The organism is Verrucomicrobiia bacterium (assembly GCA_035765895.1).
In the GTDB taxonomy this organism is placed as follows: domain Bacteria; phylum Verrucomicrobiota; class Verrucomicrobiia; order Limisphaerales; family DSYF01; genus DSYF01.
Genome location: DASTWL010000078.1, coordinates 55,166 through 72,078, shown reverse-complemented (window position 1 = coordinate 72,078; position 16,913 = coordinate 55,166). Strand labels below are relative to the sequence as shown.

Sequence of the window (16,913 nt, the reverse complement as noted above, 5' to 3'; positions counted from 1 at the left end):
TAACCGCAATATTTTCCCTGAATTAAGAATATGATCAGCGCCAAGGAAAGCACCCGGGAGTTGCTCGGTCTGGACAAGGTGAACCAGGTGGACTACGTCGCGATTTCGGTCGCGTCGCCGGACGCCATTCGTTCCTGGTCCAAGGGCGAGGTGAAGAACCCCGAGACGATCAATTACCGCACGTTCAAGCCCGAGAAGGGCGGCCTCTTCTGTGAACGCATTTTCGGTCCGGTGAAGGACTGGGAATGCTCCTGCGGCAAATACAAGCGCATCAAGCACCGCGGCGTCGTTTGCGACCGCTGCGGCGTTGAAGTCACGATGGCACGGGTGCGCCGTGAGCGCATGGGCCACATCGAACTCGCCGTGCCGGTGAGCCACATCTGGTTCTTCAAGTGCATGCCGTCGCGCTTGGGCCTCGTGCTCGACATGACCGCGCGCCAGTTGGAGCGGGTCATCTACTATGAAGACTACATGGTGATTGACCCGGGCAGCACGCCGCTGCAGCAGAACCAGCTGCTCACGGAAAACGAATACCGCGAAGCCCGCGAAACCTACGGCGCCGACGCGTTCGTCGCCAAGATGGGGGCGGAAGCGGTGCGTGATGGTCTCGCCAAGGTTGAACTGGCCAAGGTCATTGATGAATTGCAGGAGGCAATGACGCAGACCAAGAGCAAGCAGATCCGCAAGAAGCTCGCCAAGCGCATCAAGCTGCTTCAGGGCTTGCACTCCTCGAAGACGCGTCCCGAGTGGATGATCCTCACGGTGCTCCCGGTGATCCCGCCGGACCTGCGCCCGCTGGTTCCACTGGAAGGCGGCCGCTTTGCGACCTCCGACCTGAACGATCTGTATCGCCGTGTCATCAACCGCAACAACCGGCTGAAGAACCTGCTCTCGCTCAAGACGCCGGAAGTCATCATCCGCAACGAAAAACGCATGTTGCAGGAGGCCGTGGACGCGTTGTTCGACAACGGCCGTCATGGTCGCGCCGTCACCGGCGCCGGCAACCGCTCGCTCAAGTCGCTTTCCGACATGCTCAAGGGCAAGTCGGGCCGCTTCCGGCAGAACCTGCTCGGCAAGCGCGTGGACTATTCCGGCCGTTCGGTCATCGTCATCGGCCCTGAGCTGAAGCTCAACCAGTGCGGTCTGCCCAAGAAAATGGCGCTCGTGCTGTTCGAGCCGTTCATCATCCGCCGCTTGAAGGAACTCGGCTACGTTCACACCGTTCGTAGCGCGAAGAAGATGATCGAACGCCAGACCAAGGAAGTATGGGATATCTTGGAAGAAGTGACCAAGGGTCATCCGGTCATGCTCAACCGCGCCCCGACGCTTCACCGTTTGTCCATCCAGGCCTTCGAACCGCAGCTTATCGAAGGTGAGGCCATCCGCATTCATCCGCTGGTTTGCACCGCTTACAACGCGGATTTTGACGGCGACCAGATGGCCGTGCACGTGCCGCTATCCGTGGAAGCGCAGATGGAGGCCCGGCTGTTCATGCTGGCAACCAACAACATCTTCAGTCCTTCGAGCGGCAAGCCGATCATCACGCCCACGCAGGACATTACGCTGGGCTGCTTTTACCTCACGGCCGAGCCGCGCAGCGTGCACAAGCAGCGCGAGCGCAAGCTGCTGTTTGGCTCCAAGGACGAGGTCGTTTTTGCCCACGCGGACGGCGAGCTCAAGACGCACGAGCGCATCCTCCTCAAGAACCCTGATCATGGCACGGACACCGTCTGGGGCGACAAGACCAAGAAGGTGATTGAAACCACCGTAGGCCGGGTGACGTTCAGCGAAATCTGGCCGCCGGAACTCGGCTTCTACAACAAGGAAGTCCGCAAGTCCGAACTGGGAGACATGATCTGGAAGTGCTACAAGCACGCCGGTCATGAAAAGACCGTCATCATGCTCGACAAGCTGAAGGAAATTGGCTTCCGCGAAGCCACCAAGGCGGGCGTTTCCATCGGTATCGACGACATGATTATTCCACGTGAAAAGGACGAGGAAATCGATTCCGCGCAGAAGCAGATCAAGGAAATCGAGAAGCGCTACCGCAAGGGTCTTATCACGATGGGCGAGCGCTACAACCAGATCATCGACGCGTGGACCCACGCGACTGACAAGATTTCCAACGTCATGTTCCGCACGCTGGAAAACAACCAGGGCAAGCAGGAATACAATCCGGTTTACCTCATGGTTCACTCCGGCGCGCGCGGCAACAAACAGCAGGTGCGCCAGCTGGCCGGCGTTCGCGGGCTGATGGCCAAACCGGACGGCTCGATCATTGAAAAGCCGATTCTCTCAAACTTCCGTGAAGGTCTGACTGTGTTGGAATACTTTATTTCGACGCACGGCGCCCGTAAGGGTCTCGCCGACACCGCGCTCAAGACCGCCGACTCGGGTTACATGACCCGCAAGCTGGTGGACGTGGCGCAGGACGTCATCATTCGCGAAGTTGATTGCGGAACCAACAACGGCATCTGGGTCTCGCCGATTTACGAGGGCGACGATGTTGCGGTCAAACTGGCGGATCGCCTGGTCGGCCGTTGTTCCGTCGAGGACATCATCAATCCGTCAAACCCGAAGGAATACCTGGTTCGTGCGAACGAGGAGATCGACGAGCTCAAGGCCCGGGCGATCGAAAACGCAGGCATTGAGCGGGTGAAGATCCGGTCGGTGCTGACCTGCGAAAGCAAGCTGGGCGTGTGCATCCACTGCTACGGCCGCAATCTGGCGACCGGGAAGGCCGTCGAATTGGGCGAGGCTGTTGGCATTGTGGCCGCCCAATCCATTGGTGAGCCCGGCACGCAGTTGACGATGCGCACGTTCCACACCGGTGGTGTGGCCGCGGGCACGTTCAAGCAGCCCATCATCAAGGTGAAGCACGACGGCGCGATTCGTTACAACGAGCTGCGCACGGTGGAACTCGAAGACGGCAACACGATCGTGTTGAACAAGAACGGCTCCATTTCGCTCCTTGGCGACGACGGTCACGAACTGGAAAACCACAACATCGTCATCGGCGCCGTCATTTCGGTCCGCGACGGCGGCAAGATCAAAAAGGGTGACACGCTGGTGCAGTGGGATCCGCACAATGTCCCGATTCTCTCCGAGAAGGCGGGCACGGTGAAGTTCCACGACATCATCGAGGGTGTGACGATGAAGCAGGAGCTGGACGAAACGACCGGCCAGGAAAACATTGTCATCATCGAGCACAAGGAAGATTTGCATCCGCAAATCCTCATTCTCGACGCAAAGAAGGAGGCGGTGGCAAGCTACGCGATTCCCGCGGGCGCCCACGTGGTGGTGACCGAGGGCGTGGAGATCGTCGCCGGCACGCTGCTCGCGAAGACGCCGCGCAAGACGGCGAAGACCAAGGACATTACCGGCGGTCTGCCGCGCGTGGCGGAACTCTTTGAGGCCCGCCGGCCCAAGGATGCTGCCGAAATCTCCAAGATTGATGGCATTGTGGACTTCGGTCCGAGCGTGCGTGGCAAGCGCTGCATTGTCATCAAGGATCCGCAGACCCAGCTGGAAGAGGAGCACCTTATTCCCATCGGCAAGCACGTCATCGTGTTCAAGGGCGACTTCGTTAAGAAGGGCCAGCAGTTGACCGAAGGCCCCATGGATCCACATGAGATTCTGGAGGTTCTCGGACCGCAGGAATTGCAGGAGCACCTGGTCAACGAAGTGCAGGAAGTTTATCGTCTCCAGGGTGTGACGATTAACGACAAGCACATCGAAATCATCGTGCGCCAGATGCTGCGCAAGGTCCGCATCACCGAGCCGGGCGACACCACGTTCCTGTGGGGTGAGCAGATCGACAAGCTGGAGTTCGAGGCCGAGAACCAGCGGGTTGAGGAAATGGGCGGCAAGCCCGCGGAAGCCCAGCCCGTGCTGTTGGGCATCACCAAGGCGTCGCTCGAAACAGAGAGCTTCCTGAGCGCAGCGTCCTTTCAGGACACCACCCGTGTGCTTACGGAAGCGGCCACGCGGTCCAAAATCGACTATCTGCGCGGTTTCAAGGAGAACGTCATCATGGGCCACATCATCCCGGCTGGCACCGGCTTTGACCTGCATCGCAAGGCGCGGATCAAGCCGCTGGTGGAAATTGTTGAAGAAGAGCCGGCGGGGGAAGTTGAAGCCGTCGAGCCGGAATCGCCGGCGGCCATCTGACAACCGAGGAATTGGACAAAAACAAGTTGCAAGGAAAAGGTCGTTTGTTAACATCCGCGCTCCGTTTGCCCGGCTAATAAGGGTGGAAGGAGCCACAAACTTGAGGATTTAGAGCTAAATGCCGACTATCAACCAACTCGTCGCCAAAGGGCGAAAGAAGCTGAACATCAAGTCGAAATCGCCCGCCTTGGAAGGCTCGCCGTTTCGTCGTGGCGTGTGCATTCAAGTCATGACCCGCACGCCGAAGAAGCCGAATTCGGCCATGCGCAAGGTGGCCAAGGTTCGCCTGACCAATGGTTACGAAGTCATTGCCTACATCCCGGACGAAGGGCATAACCTGCAGGAACACTCCATCGTGCTCGTGCGCGGTGGTCGTGTGAAGGATCTGCCCGGTGTGCGTTATCACATTGTGCGGGGAACGCTGGACGCTGCCGGTGTTGAAAAACGCCGGGTCAGTCGTTCCAAATACGGCGTGAAGCGCCCGAAGGACGCGAAAGCCGCCGCTGCGGCCGCCAACAAGTAAATCTGAACTGAATTATGTCTCGTCGTCGTCAAGCTGTTAAACGTCCGGTTGTCGCGGATGCGAAATTCAACAGCGCACTCGTTGCGCGTCTGGTCAGCACAGTGATGGTTTCCGGCAAGAAAACCACGGCCCAGAGCATTGTTTACGGAGCGTTCGACCATATTGCGGAAAAATTGCCGCAGGTCAGCCCGGTTGAAGTGTTGCAGCGTGCGGTGGACAACGCGAAGCCGCGCATTGAAACGAAGGCGCGCCGTGTGGGTGGTGCGACCTATCAGGTGCCGCTGGAAGTTCCCGCTGACCGGCAGGCGTCGCTGGCCATGCGCTGGATTGTTGATTTTGCGGACGCGCGCAAGGGCATTCCCATGAAGGAAGCGCTCGCGGGCGAAATCATGGAGGCCTATCAAGCACAGGGCAACGCCATCCGGAAACGGGATGAGGTGCACAAGATGGCCCAGGCAAACAAGGCCTTTGCCCACTTCCGCTGGTAGAATTTAGATTGGCCTGCGCCCCGGTGTGCAACTGGGGCGCCTTTTTATCTCAGGACCGCAGGAAAACTAAAAATGTCAGACGCAGCCACAGTCAAATCGCCCAACTCGCCCAAGCGTCCTTACACGCTGGAGCGCACCCGTAACATCGGCATTGCCGCCCACATTGACGCGGGCAAGACCACGACCACCGAGCGCATTCTTTTTTACACGGGGCTCATTCACAAGATGGGCGATGTGCACGATGGCAACACCGTCACCGACTGGATGGAGCAGGAGCGTGAGCGCGGCATCACCATCACGTCGGCGGCGACGACCTGCTACTGGACGCAGAAGAAGGACGGCACCTACAAGGCGTTCGAAGGCGTCAGTCATCGCATCAACATCATCGACACTCCCGGCCACGTGGACTTCACGGCGGAAGTGGAGCGTTCCATGCGCGTGCTGGACGGCGCGGTGGCGGTGTTCTGCGGGGTGGCGGGCGTGCAGCCCCAGTCTGAAACGGTCTGGCGCCAGGCGACCAAATACAAGGTGCCGCGCATCGCGTTCGTCAACAAGATGGACCGCACGGGCGCGAATTTTGAAAATGCCCTGAACGACATGCGCACCAAGCTCGGTGCCTACGCGTTTCCGGTCGGCCTGCCGCTCGGCAAGGAAGACAAGTTGAGCGGCGTCATCGATGTCGTGAATCAAAAGGCGATCGTTTACGATCCGACCGATGAAGCGGGGTTGAAGTTTGAGGTCACCGAAATCCCGGCCGAACACCAGGAAACCGCCAAGGCGGCGCTTGCCGAATTGATTGATGCTGTGGCGAACAAGGATGACGCCATTGCGGAACTGGTCATTGAAGAGAAGCCGATCACGCCGGAGGCGTTAAAGGCGGCCATCCGCCGGCTGACGTGCAAGATCGAGTTTGTTCCGGTGCTTGGCGGCTCGGCCTTCAAGAAGCGCAACGTGCAGTTCCTCGTGGACGCGGTGGTGGACTATCTGCCCAGCCCGCTGGACATTCCCGCGGCTGAAGGCGAAGTGCCCGGGAGCCCCGAGCAGCGCGTGCCCGCGCCGACGGACGACAACGCCAAATTCTGCTCGCTCGCGTTCAAGCTTTGGACCGATCCCTTCGTCGGCAAGCTTGTGTTCTTCCGGGTCTATTCCGGCCAGTTAAACAAGGGTGACACGATTTACAACCCCCGCACGCGGAAGCGCGAGCGTGTCAGCCGCGTGATGATGATTCAGGCGGACAAGCGTCTGGACGTTGAAACTGTCTATGCGGGCGACATCGCCGCGCTGGTTGGTTTGCGCAACATCACCACGGGTGACACGCTCTGCGACGAGGAGTTTGACATCAGTCTCGAACCGCCGACGTTCCCCGAACCCGTCATCAGCATGGCGATCGAGCCCAAGACCAAGGGCGACCGCGAGAAGATGGTCGAAGGACTCCAGCGACTTGCGGAAGAGGATCCGACGTTCCGTTGCTTTACCAACGAGGAAACCGGCCAGCTCATTATCGCGGGCATGGGCGAGCTGCACTTGGAGATCATTCGCGACCGCCTCATGCGCGAGTTCAAGGTGGAGGCCAACGCCGGAGCACCCCAGATCGCGTATCGGGAAACCTTCACGGCGGCGGCGGAGGGCGAAGGCAAGTTCATTCGCCAGTCTGGCGGTCGAGGTCAATACGGTCACGCCTGCATCAAGGTGGAGCCGAACGAACGCGGCAAGGGCGTCGAAATCGAAAACGCCATCGTCGGCGGCGCGATTCCCAAGGAATACGTCCCGGCGGTCATTGATGGCTTGAATGAAGCGGTCAAGGGCGGTGTGCTGGCCGGCTACCCGATCGTGGATTTGAAGATTCAAATCGTGGACGGCTCGTTCCACGAGGTGGACTCAAACGAACTTGCGTTCAAGATGGCGGGCATCTTTGCACTCAAAGAAGCCGCCAAACACGCCAAACCCATTTTGCTTGAACCCATCATGAAGGTGGAGGTCACTACGCCCGACGAATATCAGGGCGATTTGCTCGGTGACTTGAACCGTCGGCGCGGCAAAATCGCCGCGATGGACAGCAAGGATCAAACCTCGATCCTGCGCGCCGAGGTGCCGCTGGCCGAAATGTTCGGCTATGCCACCGCCATCCGCTCGCTGTCCAAGGGCCGCGCGGCCTACTCGATGGAACCGTTCAGCTTCGAACCAGTGCCCAACAGCATCGTCGAAAAGATTCTGGATACCGCCAAGAACAGACCCGCGGCCCGGAGCTAAACCTAAAACCATTAACAGAAAATCGTTCTTTGTATGGCAGGACAACGCATTCGAATCCGATTGAAGGCCTTTGACCATCGCGTCATTGACCAATCCGCCCGCGAAATCTCGGACACCGTCAAACGCACGGGCGCCCGGGTCGCCGGTCCCATTCCGCTTCCCACACGCGTGGAGCGGTTTACCGTTCAACGTTCCCCGCACGCTGACAAGAAGTCCCAGGAGACCTTCGAGCAACGCACGCACAAGCGGCTCATTGACATCATCGAGCCGACGGCCAAGACCGTGGATGAGTTGAAGAAACTGAACCTGCCTGCGGGCGTGGACATCACCATCAAGATCTAAGGACGTGCCATGCCAGTAGGACTAATTGCCAAAAAATTGGGCCATACCCGCGTTTACGACGCGAATGGCGTCATCACCCCCGTCACCGTTATGCTCGCCGGCCCGAACCGGGTGCTGCAGGTGAAGACCAAGGACAGCAAGGACGGCTACAGCGCCGTCCAGCTTGGCTTCGGCGCGCAAAAGCCGCAACGCCTGACCAAGCCCAAGCTCGGTCATCTGAAAAAATTCGGCTTGGAGGTGAAGGACAAGAGCACCGACGCTCTCAACGGTGTGCAACGCATTCGCGAGTTCCGCAACTTCTCCAAGGAAGTGAAGGCTGGTGAATTGCTCGGTCCGGACGTTTTCGCCGTGGGTGATTACGTGGACTGCATCGGCGTCACCAAGGGTCGCGGCTTTGAGGGCGTTGTCGGCCGTCACGCCTTCCGTGGTGGTGACTCCACGCACGGTGCGAAGGGCTGGCACCGCCGGTCCGGCGCCATCGGCCAGCGTTTGTTTCCCGGCACGGTCATGCGCGGTATGAAGATGCCCGGTCACATGGGCCAGGTGCGCCGCACCGTGCAGAACCTCGAAGTTGTTCAAGTTCGTCCCGAAGACAACATCCTTCTCATCAAAGGCTCCATGCCCGGCTCGGAAGGTGACTACGTCATCATCCGCGAATCCAAGAAGCGCCCGAAGGGTTGGAAGAAGCCCGTGGCGTCCGCCGGCAAGAAGGACAAGAAGAAGTAAGGAGCACGCGCCATGAAACTGAAAATTCAAGACACGAAGGGCAACAGCGCGGGCGAACTCGAAGTGAAGTTCCCGCTGATTGACAACTCCAAGGGCGAGCAGGCTGTTCACGACGTTGTGGTCGCGTATCGCGCCGCTCAACGCAGCGGCACCGCCTGCACCAAGACCGTTGGCGAAGTCGCCGGCACCAACAAGAAACCGTGGCGTCAGAAGGGCACCGGCCGCGCCCGAGCGGGCTCGTTCCGCTCACCGCTGTGGCCGGGGGGTGGCGTGGTTTTCGGACCCAAGCCCCGCGACTTCTCCAAGAAGGTCAACAAGAAGACCCGCGACCTCGCGCTTCGCAAGGCGCTCAGCGAACGCCTTAAGGCCGGTGACGTGATCATTGTGGACGACCTCAAGCTTGCGGCGCCCAAGACCAAGGAGATGGTCGCGGTTCTCGCTGCGTTGAAGCTCGAAGGCACCACCCTCATCGTCCAGCCGGGCGTGGACAAAAACCTCGTGCTCGCCTCGCGGAACATTCCCGACCTCGCGATCACCACGAGCGCCAACCTCAACACCTACGACGTGCTGCGTCCGGACAAGCTCGTGTTCACCAAGGGCTCGTTCGAGAAGGTGGAAGCCCGTCTCGCCAAGGAAAACGAATGAACAGCTTCGACATCGTCAAAACTGTCCGCCTGACCGAAAAGGGCACGCGGCAGGGGGAAAAATACAACCAATACACGGTCGTTTGCGACCGGCGCGCCACGAAGATCCAGATCCGCAAGGCGGTCGAGGAACTCTTCAAGGTCAAGGTGACCGCATGCAACACGCTCAATGTCCGCGGCAAGAGCCGCCGCCAGCGCACTCATCAGGCGGGCAAGGACCGCGACTGGAAGAAGGCCATTGTCACCCTCAAGGAAGGTGACAAAATCCAGTTGACCTGAACCTTGACAGGTATCTTCAGGAGGGCAGACGTTGAGTCTGCCCTCTTTTTTCTTTTCGTGACCGGATGCGAGGCGGTAAGCATGGATACGTCGTGTGCTTCACCGTGGAGGCCGGCTGCAAGTTTGTAGAATCACTCTAGACACTCCCGGTTCGCTGCGGCTGCGTGTTGACTATGCGAATGACTGTTGCTGGCGGGGTGGGAATTGTCTTTTTTGCGTGCCTTGCGTTTGGCGGCGACCTGTCGCAGATCCGGCTCGAGTCAATGGGCGCCCGCTATGGATTTGGCGCGAATGATTTCAGCAGTGCTTTTCACCAGGCGGAAGCCGTTGTCAGTTTTTCGCTGCCTTGGCAGTGGGACCTGGGAGCCGGGTGGAAGCTCGATTCGCACCTGGATCTTTCCCTTGGCTGGCTGGGAGCCGACCACACTGATGCGTTCGTTGGCACGCTGGGTCCGCGGCTGTCATTGTCGCGCGGAACTTTTCCCGTGACCGTTGAAGGCGGCGTCAGCCCCACTTGGCTTAGCCATGACACTTTTGGCCGGCATGATCTGGGGATTCCACTCCAGTTTACCTCCCATATTGGACTGGTGTGGCACATCGCCCGACGCCTTGAGGTCGGCTACCGTCTTCAACACATGTCCAATGCGGGTTTGAGCCGGGATAATCAAGGGATGAACATGCACATGTTTTATGTCGGGTGCGGTTTTTAGCGGCGACTTTATGGCGCGCTGCTTTTCAAATCCCATCAACGTCCGTTCCAATTCCGCTCCCGATCAACGGGAGTCATGTTGGCTGATTTCAAATTGGCGTCCGTGACGGTGCGGGCGATGGTCGAGTGGCACCTGTCAAATGCCTCCAGCCCGTGTGGGGGGGCGGCATTGCTCAAGTCCGATGTGCCCATGATTGGTTTGGGAAGCGGAATATTTGCAGCAAAGCGCGCCAAGCGGAGCAGCGGTGATCGCGTTCCCTCGATGGTTGTGATGTTGTGTGTTTCGCCGGTTGTGCGGCTGATCTTCGATCATTTCTCCATGACTCGCATCCCCAGACGGGTTGGCGGAGACAACCCCCAATCTGCCTTTTGTGCTCGCACCAAAAGCCGACGCGTGGGCTGTGACCTGAGAACATTCTTAATGAATAACGCCGCCGGCTGGGTTTCATTTACGCGTGGCGGCAGCCAGTCCACGTTCAAGGCCACGGCGGCAAAGTTCTCGATTTGCCTAAGTCCACCAAGTGCTGCACCGGCATTGACTTGCCTTAGCCAGGCCATCTGAGCCGATGAGGGCGGCGTGAAATCGCGTGTGCACCGGACCGCTGGACGAGCGAAATTCACTGGCCCGTGCTGGCCCGTTTGACATGCCCGGTCCGGGTTGTCATTGAGCGGGGCAGGCAGGTGGGAAGACCAAGTTTTTTCGCATTTTTCCACGAGACGGCGTGTAGGTGGAGATCATTTCAAGCCAAATGAGAGCTTGCCAAGTTCGCGGGGCATGACTACTGTCCTCGCTCCTTTGGCATGGTGGTATTGGCCGATGCATGGTTGCGCCCGGCCGGCCGCCGAGAAATTACGATTATGGCAGTCAAAATTCGTCTCAAGCGCGTTGGTGCGAAGAACACGCCGGCTTACCGCATCGTGGTGGCGGATGGTCGGAGCAAGCGCGACGGCAAGTTTATCGAAGAAATCGGCACCTATCTGCCGCTTCAGAAAACGGACAAGGTCAAGCTGAACTTGGAGCGGGCCAATTATTGGGTGAGTGTCGGTGCACAGCCGAGCGACACCGTGGCCAGCTTCATCAAGAAGGCGACCAAAGCCGCCGCGGCTGCCTGAGCTGGCGCATGCAGGCTTTTCTGGAATACGTCGTCAAAGGTCTGGTTCAGGATCCGGAGGCCGTCTCTGTGACGCCTGTTGAACGAGCCGGCCAGACGATTTATGAATTGCGATTGAATCCGGCCGACGCAGGCCGGGTGATTGGTCGTCAAGGCCAGACAATCAATGCGATCCGCACGTTGTTGCAGGCGGGCAGCGCGAAGCAGGGAGTGCGCTGCACCGTGGAATTGGTGGACGAAAAGCCGGCTCACTGAGCGCCGGCCAATGCCTTGCCTTCAGCAGGGCATCACGCGAGCATGAAAATCGACGTGCTCACACTTTTTCCCGGAATGTTTTCCGGGCCGCTCGATGAAAGCATCGTCAAGCGGGCGCGGGAGGCGGGAATCCTGCAACTGGGGATTCACAACCTCCGCGACTGGACGCACGACCGGCACAAAACGGTGGATGATCGTCCGTTCGGTGGCGGTCCGGGAATGCTGTTGAAGCCGGAGCCGATCTTTGAAGCAGTGGAACATCTCAGCGATGAGCGGACTCAGGTAATCCTGCTCTGTCCGCAGGGCAGAAAGTTCGACCAGTCAGTGGCTCGCGAACTGGCGCAAAAAGAGCATCTGCTGCTGGTGTGTGGCAGTTATGAAGGGTTTGACGAGCGCATTCGCGAAGGATTGGCGGACGACGAATTGTCAATCGGCGACTTTGTCCTGACCAACGGCGCGTTGCCGGCGATGGTCGTCATTGACGCCGTGACGCGATTGCTGCCCGGCGTGCTGGGCGACGATGAAAGTTCGAGGGACGAGTCCTTCAGCCAGGGGCTGTTGGAATACCCGCATTACACGCGCCCGGCGGACTTTCGCGGCATGAAAGTTCCCGACGTGTTGTTGTCGGGCAACCATGCGGAGATCGCCCGGTGGCGGGAACAGCAGGCGCGCCTCAGAACGGCGCGGCGCCGGCCGGATTTGACGGATTTTGACCAAAGCAAAAGACAGACTTGAAAGGCAGAGCATATGAACCAGGCATTGTTGGACAAGATTGAGAAGGAACAGTATCGCCAGGAGACACCCGCGTTTAACGTGGGTGACAGCGTGCGCGTGCATACGAAGGTTGTGGAAGGCGACAAGGAGCGCATTCAGGTTTTTGCGGGTGTTGTGATCGGCCGCCGCGGCCACGGGTTGAACGAAAGCTTTACCGTCCGCCGCATCAGCTATGGCGAGGGCGTGGAGCGTATTTTCCCCGTTCACTCACCGCGTGTGGACAAAATCGAGGTTGAGCGTCGGGGTGACGTTCGCCGGGCCAAACTGACCTACTTGCGCAAACGGATTGGCAAGGGCGCGACGCTGGTCAAGGAAGCGGCGACGGCGGCGGCGAAGTAAACCCATCAGTTTTTACACGGAAGAGGGCGGGGGAAACCCCGCCCTCAACTTTTTTGCCATCACGCTCACTGGCCGCGGAGCCAGGCAACGAGTTCACTGAGCGGCAGAACGTTTTCCTGCCGGGTGGCCAGCTGCCGCACCCGCACGCGGAGTCCGTCGTCTTGACGTTCCAGTCTGACGGTGCGCAGCGCCTTCAATTCCTGGGCGCGTTTGAATTGCTTGTCTGGCTTTGCCGGCGTCAGGGCGAAGTCCACGGCGAAGCCGGCGGAGCGCAGTTGTTGCACCAGGGCGATCGATTCGGCGCGCAGCGCTTCGTCTTCGACCAGCACGAACGCATCGAGGCGGCCGTCAAAATTTGGCAGCACGCCGCGGGCCTTCAGCAGTTCAAACAGCACCACGTCGCCCATGCCAAAGCCGAGCGCGGGCATGTCCACCTTTCCGCCACTGATCAACTTGACTAGGTTGTCATAGCGTCCGCCGCCGGCAATGGCGCGGAATTCGCCCTTCTTGTCAAATGCCTCGAAGACCGGTCCCGTATAATAGGCCAGTCCGCGAATGACGCGATAATCCACCTTCACGAATTCGCCCATCTGTCGGGCGGACAGGTTGTCGAGAATGTGCTGCAACTCGGCCGTCGGCTCCCCGGCTTCGATGAAACGGGTCACTTCATCAAGCGACGTGCCGACGCTGCGCAGTTTCTGGTCGGTGGCTTCGGGTGATTCACGCTCCAGTTTGTCCACGGCCTGATAGAATTCGTAGGCCCTGGCGGGATCGCCATGCCGGCTCGTGTAGAATTCCTGCCACGCGCGGCGACTGCTCAGACGGACGCAAAAATCCTCGGCCGTGAGACCGAACGAACGGAGTGTGTCAATGAGCAGTGCCATCAGCTCGGCGTCCGCGGCCGGATCGGTTTCGCCCAAGATGTCAGCGTTGAACTGGAAGTGCTCGCGCAGCCGGCCCTTTTGCTGCTTTTCGTAGCGAAACAATTGCGGGATGGCGAACCACTTGATGGGCTTTTTGTAGTTCCGTTCGTGGGCACCAGCCATCCGGGCCAGGGTCGGGGTCATTTCGGGCCGCAGGGCCACCTCCCGGTTTCCCTTGTCGGTGAAATTGTAAAGCTGCCGGACGATTTCATCACCGCTCTTGGTGGTGTAAAGCTCCAGCGGCTCCAGCGGCGGACCATCGTATTCGCGAAAGCCGTAACGGCGGGCGAGCGTGCGCCACCGGTCGAAAATGTATTGGCGCGCGTCGGCACTCCACGCATCACCGTGCGGCAGGGGCTCGGGAAAAAAATCACGAAAACCGGGCAAACGTTCCATAAAGCGGCGGAAAGCTACTGGGACCGAAGGCAGGGGAGAAGGCAAAACCTCCCTTCGCTGCGGGACGAACGAAAAAGCCCGCCGGGATGCAGCGGGCGATGGTGAACCTTAACCTTGCGGCGCGGTGGGCGGGGGTTGTTGCGCGGGCGGAGAGAGCTTGAGCACATCAGCCCGCATTTCCTTCCCTGCTTTGAACTTCACGACGGCACGTTGCGGAATCGGCACGTCCGTTTCCGGCGCGTTGGGATTCCGGCCCACCCGAGCCTTGCGGATCTTCACTTCGAAAACCCCAAAGTTCCGCAGTTCAACTTTTTCACCATGGGCCAGCGCGTCAGCGATGTAATCGAGTGTCTTTTGAACCACATCAAGCACCTGCTGCTGCACCAAGCCTGTTTCGTTGCTGATCCGAACCACCAAGTCTCGTTTCGTGAGTGCCATAGCTTTTATGCGAGTTGAAGGTTGTGCCTGCCTTCGTCTCTATAAACCTCTTACTGCCAACGGTCAAGAAAAGAAGGCTGGCGGGCCCCCGGATCGAGGGTCGCCACGGGACGCAAAAGCCAGGCAAAAGCTATTGACGTGGAATGGCTTTCGTCATTCCCGCCGCCTGGAATCAATGAGAATGGTAATCGGACCGTCGTTGCAGAGCTGCACCTGCATGTCTGCCCCAAATTCACCGGTTTGCGGGGCTTTGCCGGTGTCCTTGCCGAGTTGGGCGAGGAATTGTTCGTAAAGCGGTATGGCGCATTCGGGACGCGCGGCACGCACGTAGGACGGGCGATTGCCTTTTCGGGTGCTGGCAAAAAGGGTGAACTGACTCACCACCAGCAGTTCTCCGCCCACGTCTTGAAGGGAGAGGTTGGGAACGCCATTGGGGTCGTTGAAGACGCGCAGCCGCGCGATCTTGCCGCTGAGCCATTCGATGTCCGCCGCGGCGTCCGCCTCCTCAATGGCCACCAACACCAGCAAGCCGCGCCCAATCCTGCCCTTGGTGACGCCCGCGATGGTGACGCTGCCCTCGGTCACGCGTTGGATGACGGCGCGCATGCGGGATGACCGGATGGAGCCCCTCGCTCGACGAGGAATGTCGGGCTCAGTGCGTTTCCGTGCAGCCTGTGCGAGCGATGATCACGAGGTAGGCAACGAGCGCGCCGATCAACAACCATGGCTTGCCGCCCGGATGAACGGCCACCAAAATTCCCCATGCAATGATCGCGGCCATGACCAGATAAGTGAACAATGCCAGAGCAAACTTCATGGCTGCAGGGTAGCGAAGTGGCGTCCTCACGCAAGCCAACTGAGTCAGGCAAGGTGTCGGGCCTGGCGCTTGAGTGATGTGCGCTGTCCGTTGCCAGATTGGCCTTTGGGTCCGGACGAAGGCAGCAAAGGACGCAAAAACTCAGGCTGATCCCGCCGGCCTCCACGCTGATAATCGCGCCAGAGCGCTTCGGCTACGAGGCCGGCATCCAGCCTGCGTTCGCCCGTCAGGAAGTTGAACAACAACTCCGCCAGCCGGTTCAACGCAATGCTGTCAGTGCGCCCGATTTGCGCAAATAACCAGTCTGACCAGCGCAGGAAACTGTGAAATGGCGATGGCGGGTGGGCTGGGAAGGCGCCGGTCCGCTGCGGGGTGGCATCGGAGGCCATGTTCAGCCGTTCATTGGCGCATGCGGAAGGATGGTAATTCGATCCGGCGGCCCAGATCAGCGGCGTGGTTGCCACGAAGTTGCCGCTGTTGCCAACCAGGTCCCAGTAACGTGCAAACCGGCGCAGCCGTTGCATGACAGCGAAATCGAGCAGCCTGTTTTGAAGGATTTCATAAGGCGGGTGCGGGTTGTAAACCATGGCCCATTCCGAGTCGTGACGAACAATCGGCGTGCCTCGCAGTCGTTTCAGGATGCCGACTTGAATCTCTTGCGGCCCCAGCGCCACGAGCCGGTCGAACCCGGCACCAAAACTCTCCAGCGATTCGCCCGGCAAGCCGGCAATGAGGTCCGCGTGGAGATGCACGCCCGTATGGTTGCGCAGCCAGCAAAAGTTTTCCCCCAGCCGGGCGTAGTTCTGCCGCCGGCTGATGCGTGCTGCCGTGGGCTCGTCGAATGTCTGCACGCCGATCTCGAATTGGAGCGCGCCTGGTGGAAACTTCGCGATGATCTCGCGCAACGCTTCAGGCAGCCGGTCCGGCACCATCTCGAAGTGGAAGAAACGCCCCGGTTGACAGTTCCGGAGGCAGAATTCGAGAATTGCGCGGCTCGTTGCCACGTTCAGATTGAAGGTGCGGTCCACGAACTTGAGTTGCGTTGCCCCCCGATCCAGCAGCCGTTGCATTGCGGCAAGAAACTCAGGCAATGGCGCTTGACGCACGGGGACGTCCAGTGACGAGAGGCAAAACTCACACGAAAACGGGCACCCGCGTGATGCCTCGACGTAAAGCACCCGATGCGCAATGTCGGCATCTGTGTAGCAATCATAGGGCAACTTCAACTGCGAAAAGTCGGGCAGGGGAGCCGGCAGAATTTTGGGCAGCGGAGCCCCAGGTTCCGATCGGGCGGGTGCTTCGCCGTCTTTGGGGCGGTCCGGAAACCAGCACTCCAGCAGTTTGCCGCACACGCGCGTGAATTCCAAATCGCCCTCGCCCGTGATCACGTGATCTGCCAATTGAACGATTGGCTGCTGTTCCGTTTCGTGGCTCACTTCCGGTCCGCCCAGCACGATGATGATCTCCGGGCGGATGCGCTTAAGGGTCGCCACGAGTTCAGTGGTGGGCGTTACATTCCAGATGTAAACCCCCAGCCCGATGATGCGCGGGTTGCGGGCCAGCAGCGCTTCGGCAATGTCGAGTGGGCGCTGGTTGATGTCGAACTCGGCGAGGGCGGCGCGCGACTGCAATTCGCCCAGGTTGGCGAAGAGGTAGCGCAGTCCAAACGCAGCGTGAATGTATTTCGCGTTGAGCGTGCTGAGCACGATGTCCGGCATGGCGACAGCG

The 16,913-nt window shown here is 59.6% G+C and carries 19 protein-coding genes; 14 read left to right on the top strand and 5 right to left on the bottom strand.

Going from position 1 to position 16,913, the window contains the following annotated elements; all coding sequences use genetic code 11:
* Positions 1-33 precede the first annotated feature (33 nt).
* The 14 genes from rpoC to rplS all read left to right on the top strand — a co-directional run bounded on the left by rpoC (position 34) and on the right by rplS (position 12,611).
* Entirely contained in the window at positions 34-4,170 is a 4,137-nt protein-coding gene (gene rpoC / locus VFV96_15480) for a DNA-directed RNA polymerase subunit beta' (GenBank protein HEU5071806.1), read from the top strand.
* A gap of 118 nt (positions 4,171-4,288) precedes the next feature.
* Entirely contained in the window at positions 4,289-4,693 is a 405-nt protein-coding gene (gene rpsL / locus VFV96_15475) for a 30S ribosomal protein S12 (protein ID HEU5071805.1), read from the top strand.
* 14 nt (positions 4,694-4,707) lie between these two features.
* Positions 4,708-5,181, top strand: coding sequence for a 30S ribosomal protein S7 (gene rpsG / locus VFV96_15470; GenBank protein HEU5071804.1), 474 nt, complete (start codon positions 4,708-4,710; stop codon positions 5,179-5,181).
* 72 nt (positions 5,182-5,253) lie between these two features.
* Positions 5,254-7,431 (top strand): elongation factor G, encoded by a 2,178-nt coding sequence (fusA, locus tag VFV96_15465; protein ID HEU5071803.1) that lies wholly within the window; start codon positions 5,254-5,256, stop codon positions 7,429-7,431.
* Between the two features lie 33 nt (positions 7,432-7,464).
* A complete protein-coding gene (gene rpsJ / locus VFV96_15460; protein ID HEU5071802.1) occupies positions 7,465-7,773 on the top strand; it encodes a 30S ribosomal protein S10 in 309 nt (102 codons plus the stop codon).
* A gap of 9 nt (positions 7,774-7,782) precedes the next feature.
* On the top strand, positions 7,783-8,499 hold the full coding sequence (gene rplC, locus VFV96_15455; protein ID HEU5071801.1) for a 50S ribosomal protein L3: 717 nt from the start codon (positions 7,783-7,785) through the stop codon (positions 8,497-8,499).
* 12 nt (positions 8,500-8,511) lie between these two features.
* Positions 8,512-9,144 carry a 50S ribosomal protein L4 gene (rplD, locus tag VFV96_15450; GenBank protein ID HEU5071800.1) on the top strand — a complete coding sequence of 211 codons (633 nt, stop codon included), beginning with the start codon at positions 8,512-8,514 and terminating at the stop codon, positions 9,142-9,144.
* The gene (gene rplW / locus VFV96_15445; GenBank protein HEU5071799.1) at positions 9,141-9,422 is read left to right on the top strand and encodes a 50S ribosomal protein L23; all 282 of its coding nucleotides are present in this window, start codon (positions 9,141-9,143) and stop codon (positions 9,420-9,422) included. The genes rplD and rplW overlap by 4 nt, the downstream gene beginning before the upstream one ends.
* A 179-nt stretch (positions 9,423-9,601) precedes the next feature.
* On the top strand, positions 9,602-10,132 hold the full coding sequence (locus tag VFV96_15440) for an acyloxyacyl hydrolase (protein ID HEU5071798.1): 531 nt from the start codon (positions 9,602-9,604) through the stop codon (positions 10,130-10,132).
* A gap of 75 nt (positions 10,133-10,207) precedes the next feature.
* The gene (locus tag VFV96_15435; GenBank protein HEU5071797.1) at positions 10,208-10,693 is read left to right on the top strand and encodes a hypothetical protein; all 486 of its coding nucleotides are present in this window, start codon (positions 10,208-10,210) and stop codon (positions 10,691-10,693) included.
* 296 nt (positions 10,694-10,989) lie between these two features.
* Entirely contained in the window at positions 10,990-11,244 is a 255-nt protein-coding gene (gene rpsP / locus VFV96_15430; GenBank protein ID HEU5071796.1) for a 30S ribosomal protein S16, read from the top strand.
* A gap of 8 nt (positions 11,245-11,252) precedes the next feature.
* Complete coding sequence (locus VFV96_15425) at positions 11,253-11,498, top strand: KH domain-containing protein (protein HEU5071795.1); 246 nt, start codon at positions 11,253-11,255, stop codon at positions 11,496-11,498.
* 42 nt (positions 11,499-11,540) lie between these two features.
* Complete coding sequence (trmD, locus tag VFV96_15420) at positions 11,541-12,233, top strand: tRNA (guanosine(37)-N1)-methyltransferase TrmD (protein ID HEU5071794.1); 693 nt, start codon at positions 11,541-11,543, stop codon at positions 12,231-12,233.
* Between the two features lie 12 nt (positions 12,234-12,245).
* Complete coding sequence (gene rplS, locus VFV96_15415) at positions 12,246-12,611, top strand: 50S ribosomal protein L19 (GenBank protein ID HEU5071793.1); 366 nt, start codon at positions 12,246-12,248, stop codon at positions 12,609-12,611.
* Between the two features lie 65 nt (positions 12,612-12,676).
* On the opposite strand, the gene hisS is transcribed toward rplS, so the two are convergent.
* The 5 genes from hisS to VFV96_15390 form a co-directional block, all read right to left on the bottom strand.
* Positions 12,677-13,930 (bottom strand): histidine--tRNA ligase, encoded by a 1,254-nt coding sequence (gene hisS, locus VFV96_15410; protein ID HEU5071792.1) that lies wholly within the window; start codon positions 13,928-13,930, stop codon positions 12,677-12,679.
* A 108-nt stretch (positions 13,931-14,038) separates the two neighbouring features.
* Positions 14,039-14,368 carry an HU family DNA-binding protein gene (locus VFV96_15405; protein ID HEU5071791.1) on the bottom strand — a complete coding sequence of 110 codons (330 nt, stop codon included), beginning with the start codon at positions 14,366-14,368 and terminating at the stop codon, positions 14,039-14,041.
* Between the two features lie 153 nt (positions 14,369-14,521).
* Positions 14,522-14,974, bottom strand: coding sequence for a D-aminoacyl-tRNA deacylase (gene dtd / locus VFV96_15400; protein ID HEU5071790.1), 453 nt, complete (start codon positions 14,972-14,974; stop codon positions 14,522-14,524).
* Between the two features lie 46 nt (positions 14,975-15,020).
* Positions 15,021-15,185, bottom strand: a complete 165-nt coding sequence (locus VFV96_15395; protein ID HEU5071789.1) for a hypothetical protein — start codon at positions 15,183-15,185, stop codon at positions 15,021-15,023.
* 44 nt (positions 15,186-15,229) lie between these two features.
* The gene (locus VFV96_15390; protein ID HEU5071788.1) at positions 15,230-16,903 is read right to left on the bottom strand and encodes a DUF4080 domain-containing protein; all 1,674 of its coding nucleotides are present in this window, start codon (positions 16,901-16,903) and stop codon (positions 15,230-15,232) included.
* Positions 16,904-16,913: the final 10 nt, after the last annotated feature.

Excerpts from the sequence above, each read along its gene's own strand:
- rpsL (HEU5071805.1), top strand. The coding sequence starts at position 4,289 with ATGCCGACTATCAACCAACTCGTCGCCAAAGGGCGAAAGAAGCTGAAC.
- rpsG (HEU5071804.1), top strand. The coding sequence starts at position 4,708 with ATGTCTCGTCGTCGTCAAGCTGTTAAACGTCCGGTTGTCGCGGATGCG.
- fusA (HEU5071803.1), top strand. The coding sequence starts at position 5,254 with ATGTCAGACGCAGCCACAGTCAAATCGCCCAACTCGCCCAAGCGTCCT.
- rpsJ (HEU5071802.1), top strand. The coding sequence starts at position 7,465 with ATGGCAGGACAACGCATTCGAATCCGATTGAAGGCCTTTGACCATCGC.
- rplC (HEU5071801.1), top strand. The coding sequence starts at position 7,783 with ATGCCAGTAGGACTAATTGCCAAAAAATTGGGCCATACCCGCGTTTAC.
- rplD (HEU5071800.1), top strand. The coding sequence starts at position 8,512 with ATGAAACTGAAAATTCAAGACACGAAGGGCAACAGCGCGGGCGAACTC.
- rplW (HEU5071799.1), top strand. The coding sequence starts at position 9,141 with ATGAACAGCTTCGACATCGTCAAAACTGTCCGCCTGACCGAAAAGGGC.
- VFV96_15440 (HEU5071798.1), top strand. The coding sequence starts at position 9,602 with ATGACTGTTGCTGGCGGGGTGGGAATTGTCTTTTTTGCGTGCCTTGCG.
- VFV96_15435 (HEU5071797.1), top strand. The coding sequence starts at position 10,208 with ATGTTGGCTGATTTCAAATTGGCGTCCGTGACGGTGCGGGCGATGGTC.
- rpsP (HEU5071796.1), top strand. The coding sequence starts at position 10,990 with ATGGCAGTCAAAATTCGTCTCAAGCGCGTTGGTGCGAAGAACACGCCG.
- VFV96_15425 (HEU5071795.1), top strand. The coding sequence starts at position 11,253 with ATGCAGGCTTTTCTGGAATACGTCGTCAAAGGTCTGGTTCAGGATCCG.
- trmD (HEU5071794.1), top strand. The coding sequence starts at position 11,541 with ATGAAAATCGACGTGCTCACACTTTTTCCCGGAATGTTTTCCGGGCCG.
- rplS (HEU5071793.1), top strand. The coding sequence starts at position 12,246 with ATGAACCAGGCATTGTTGGACAAGATTGAGAAGGAACAGTATCGCCAG.
- hisS (HEU5071792.1), bottom strand. The coding sequence starts at position 13,930 with ATGGAACGTTTGCCCGGTTTTCGTGATTTTTTTCCCGAGCCCCTGCCG.
- VFV96_15405 (HEU5071791.1), bottom strand. The coding sequence starts at position 14,368 with ATGGCACTCACGAAACGAGACTTGGTGGTTCGGATCAGCAACGAAACA.
- dtd (HEU5071790.1), bottom strand. The coding sequence starts at position 14,974 with ATGCGCGCCGTCATCCAACGCGTGACCGAGGGCAGCGTCACCATCGCG.
- VFV96_15395 (HEU5071789.1), bottom strand. The coding sequence starts at position 15,185 with ATGAAGTTTGCTCTGGCATTGTTCACTTATCTGGTCATGGCCGCGATC.
- VFV96_15390 (HEU5071788.1), bottom strand. The coding sequence starts at position 16,903 with ATGCCGGACATCGTGCTCAGCACGCTCAACGCGAAATACATTCACGCT.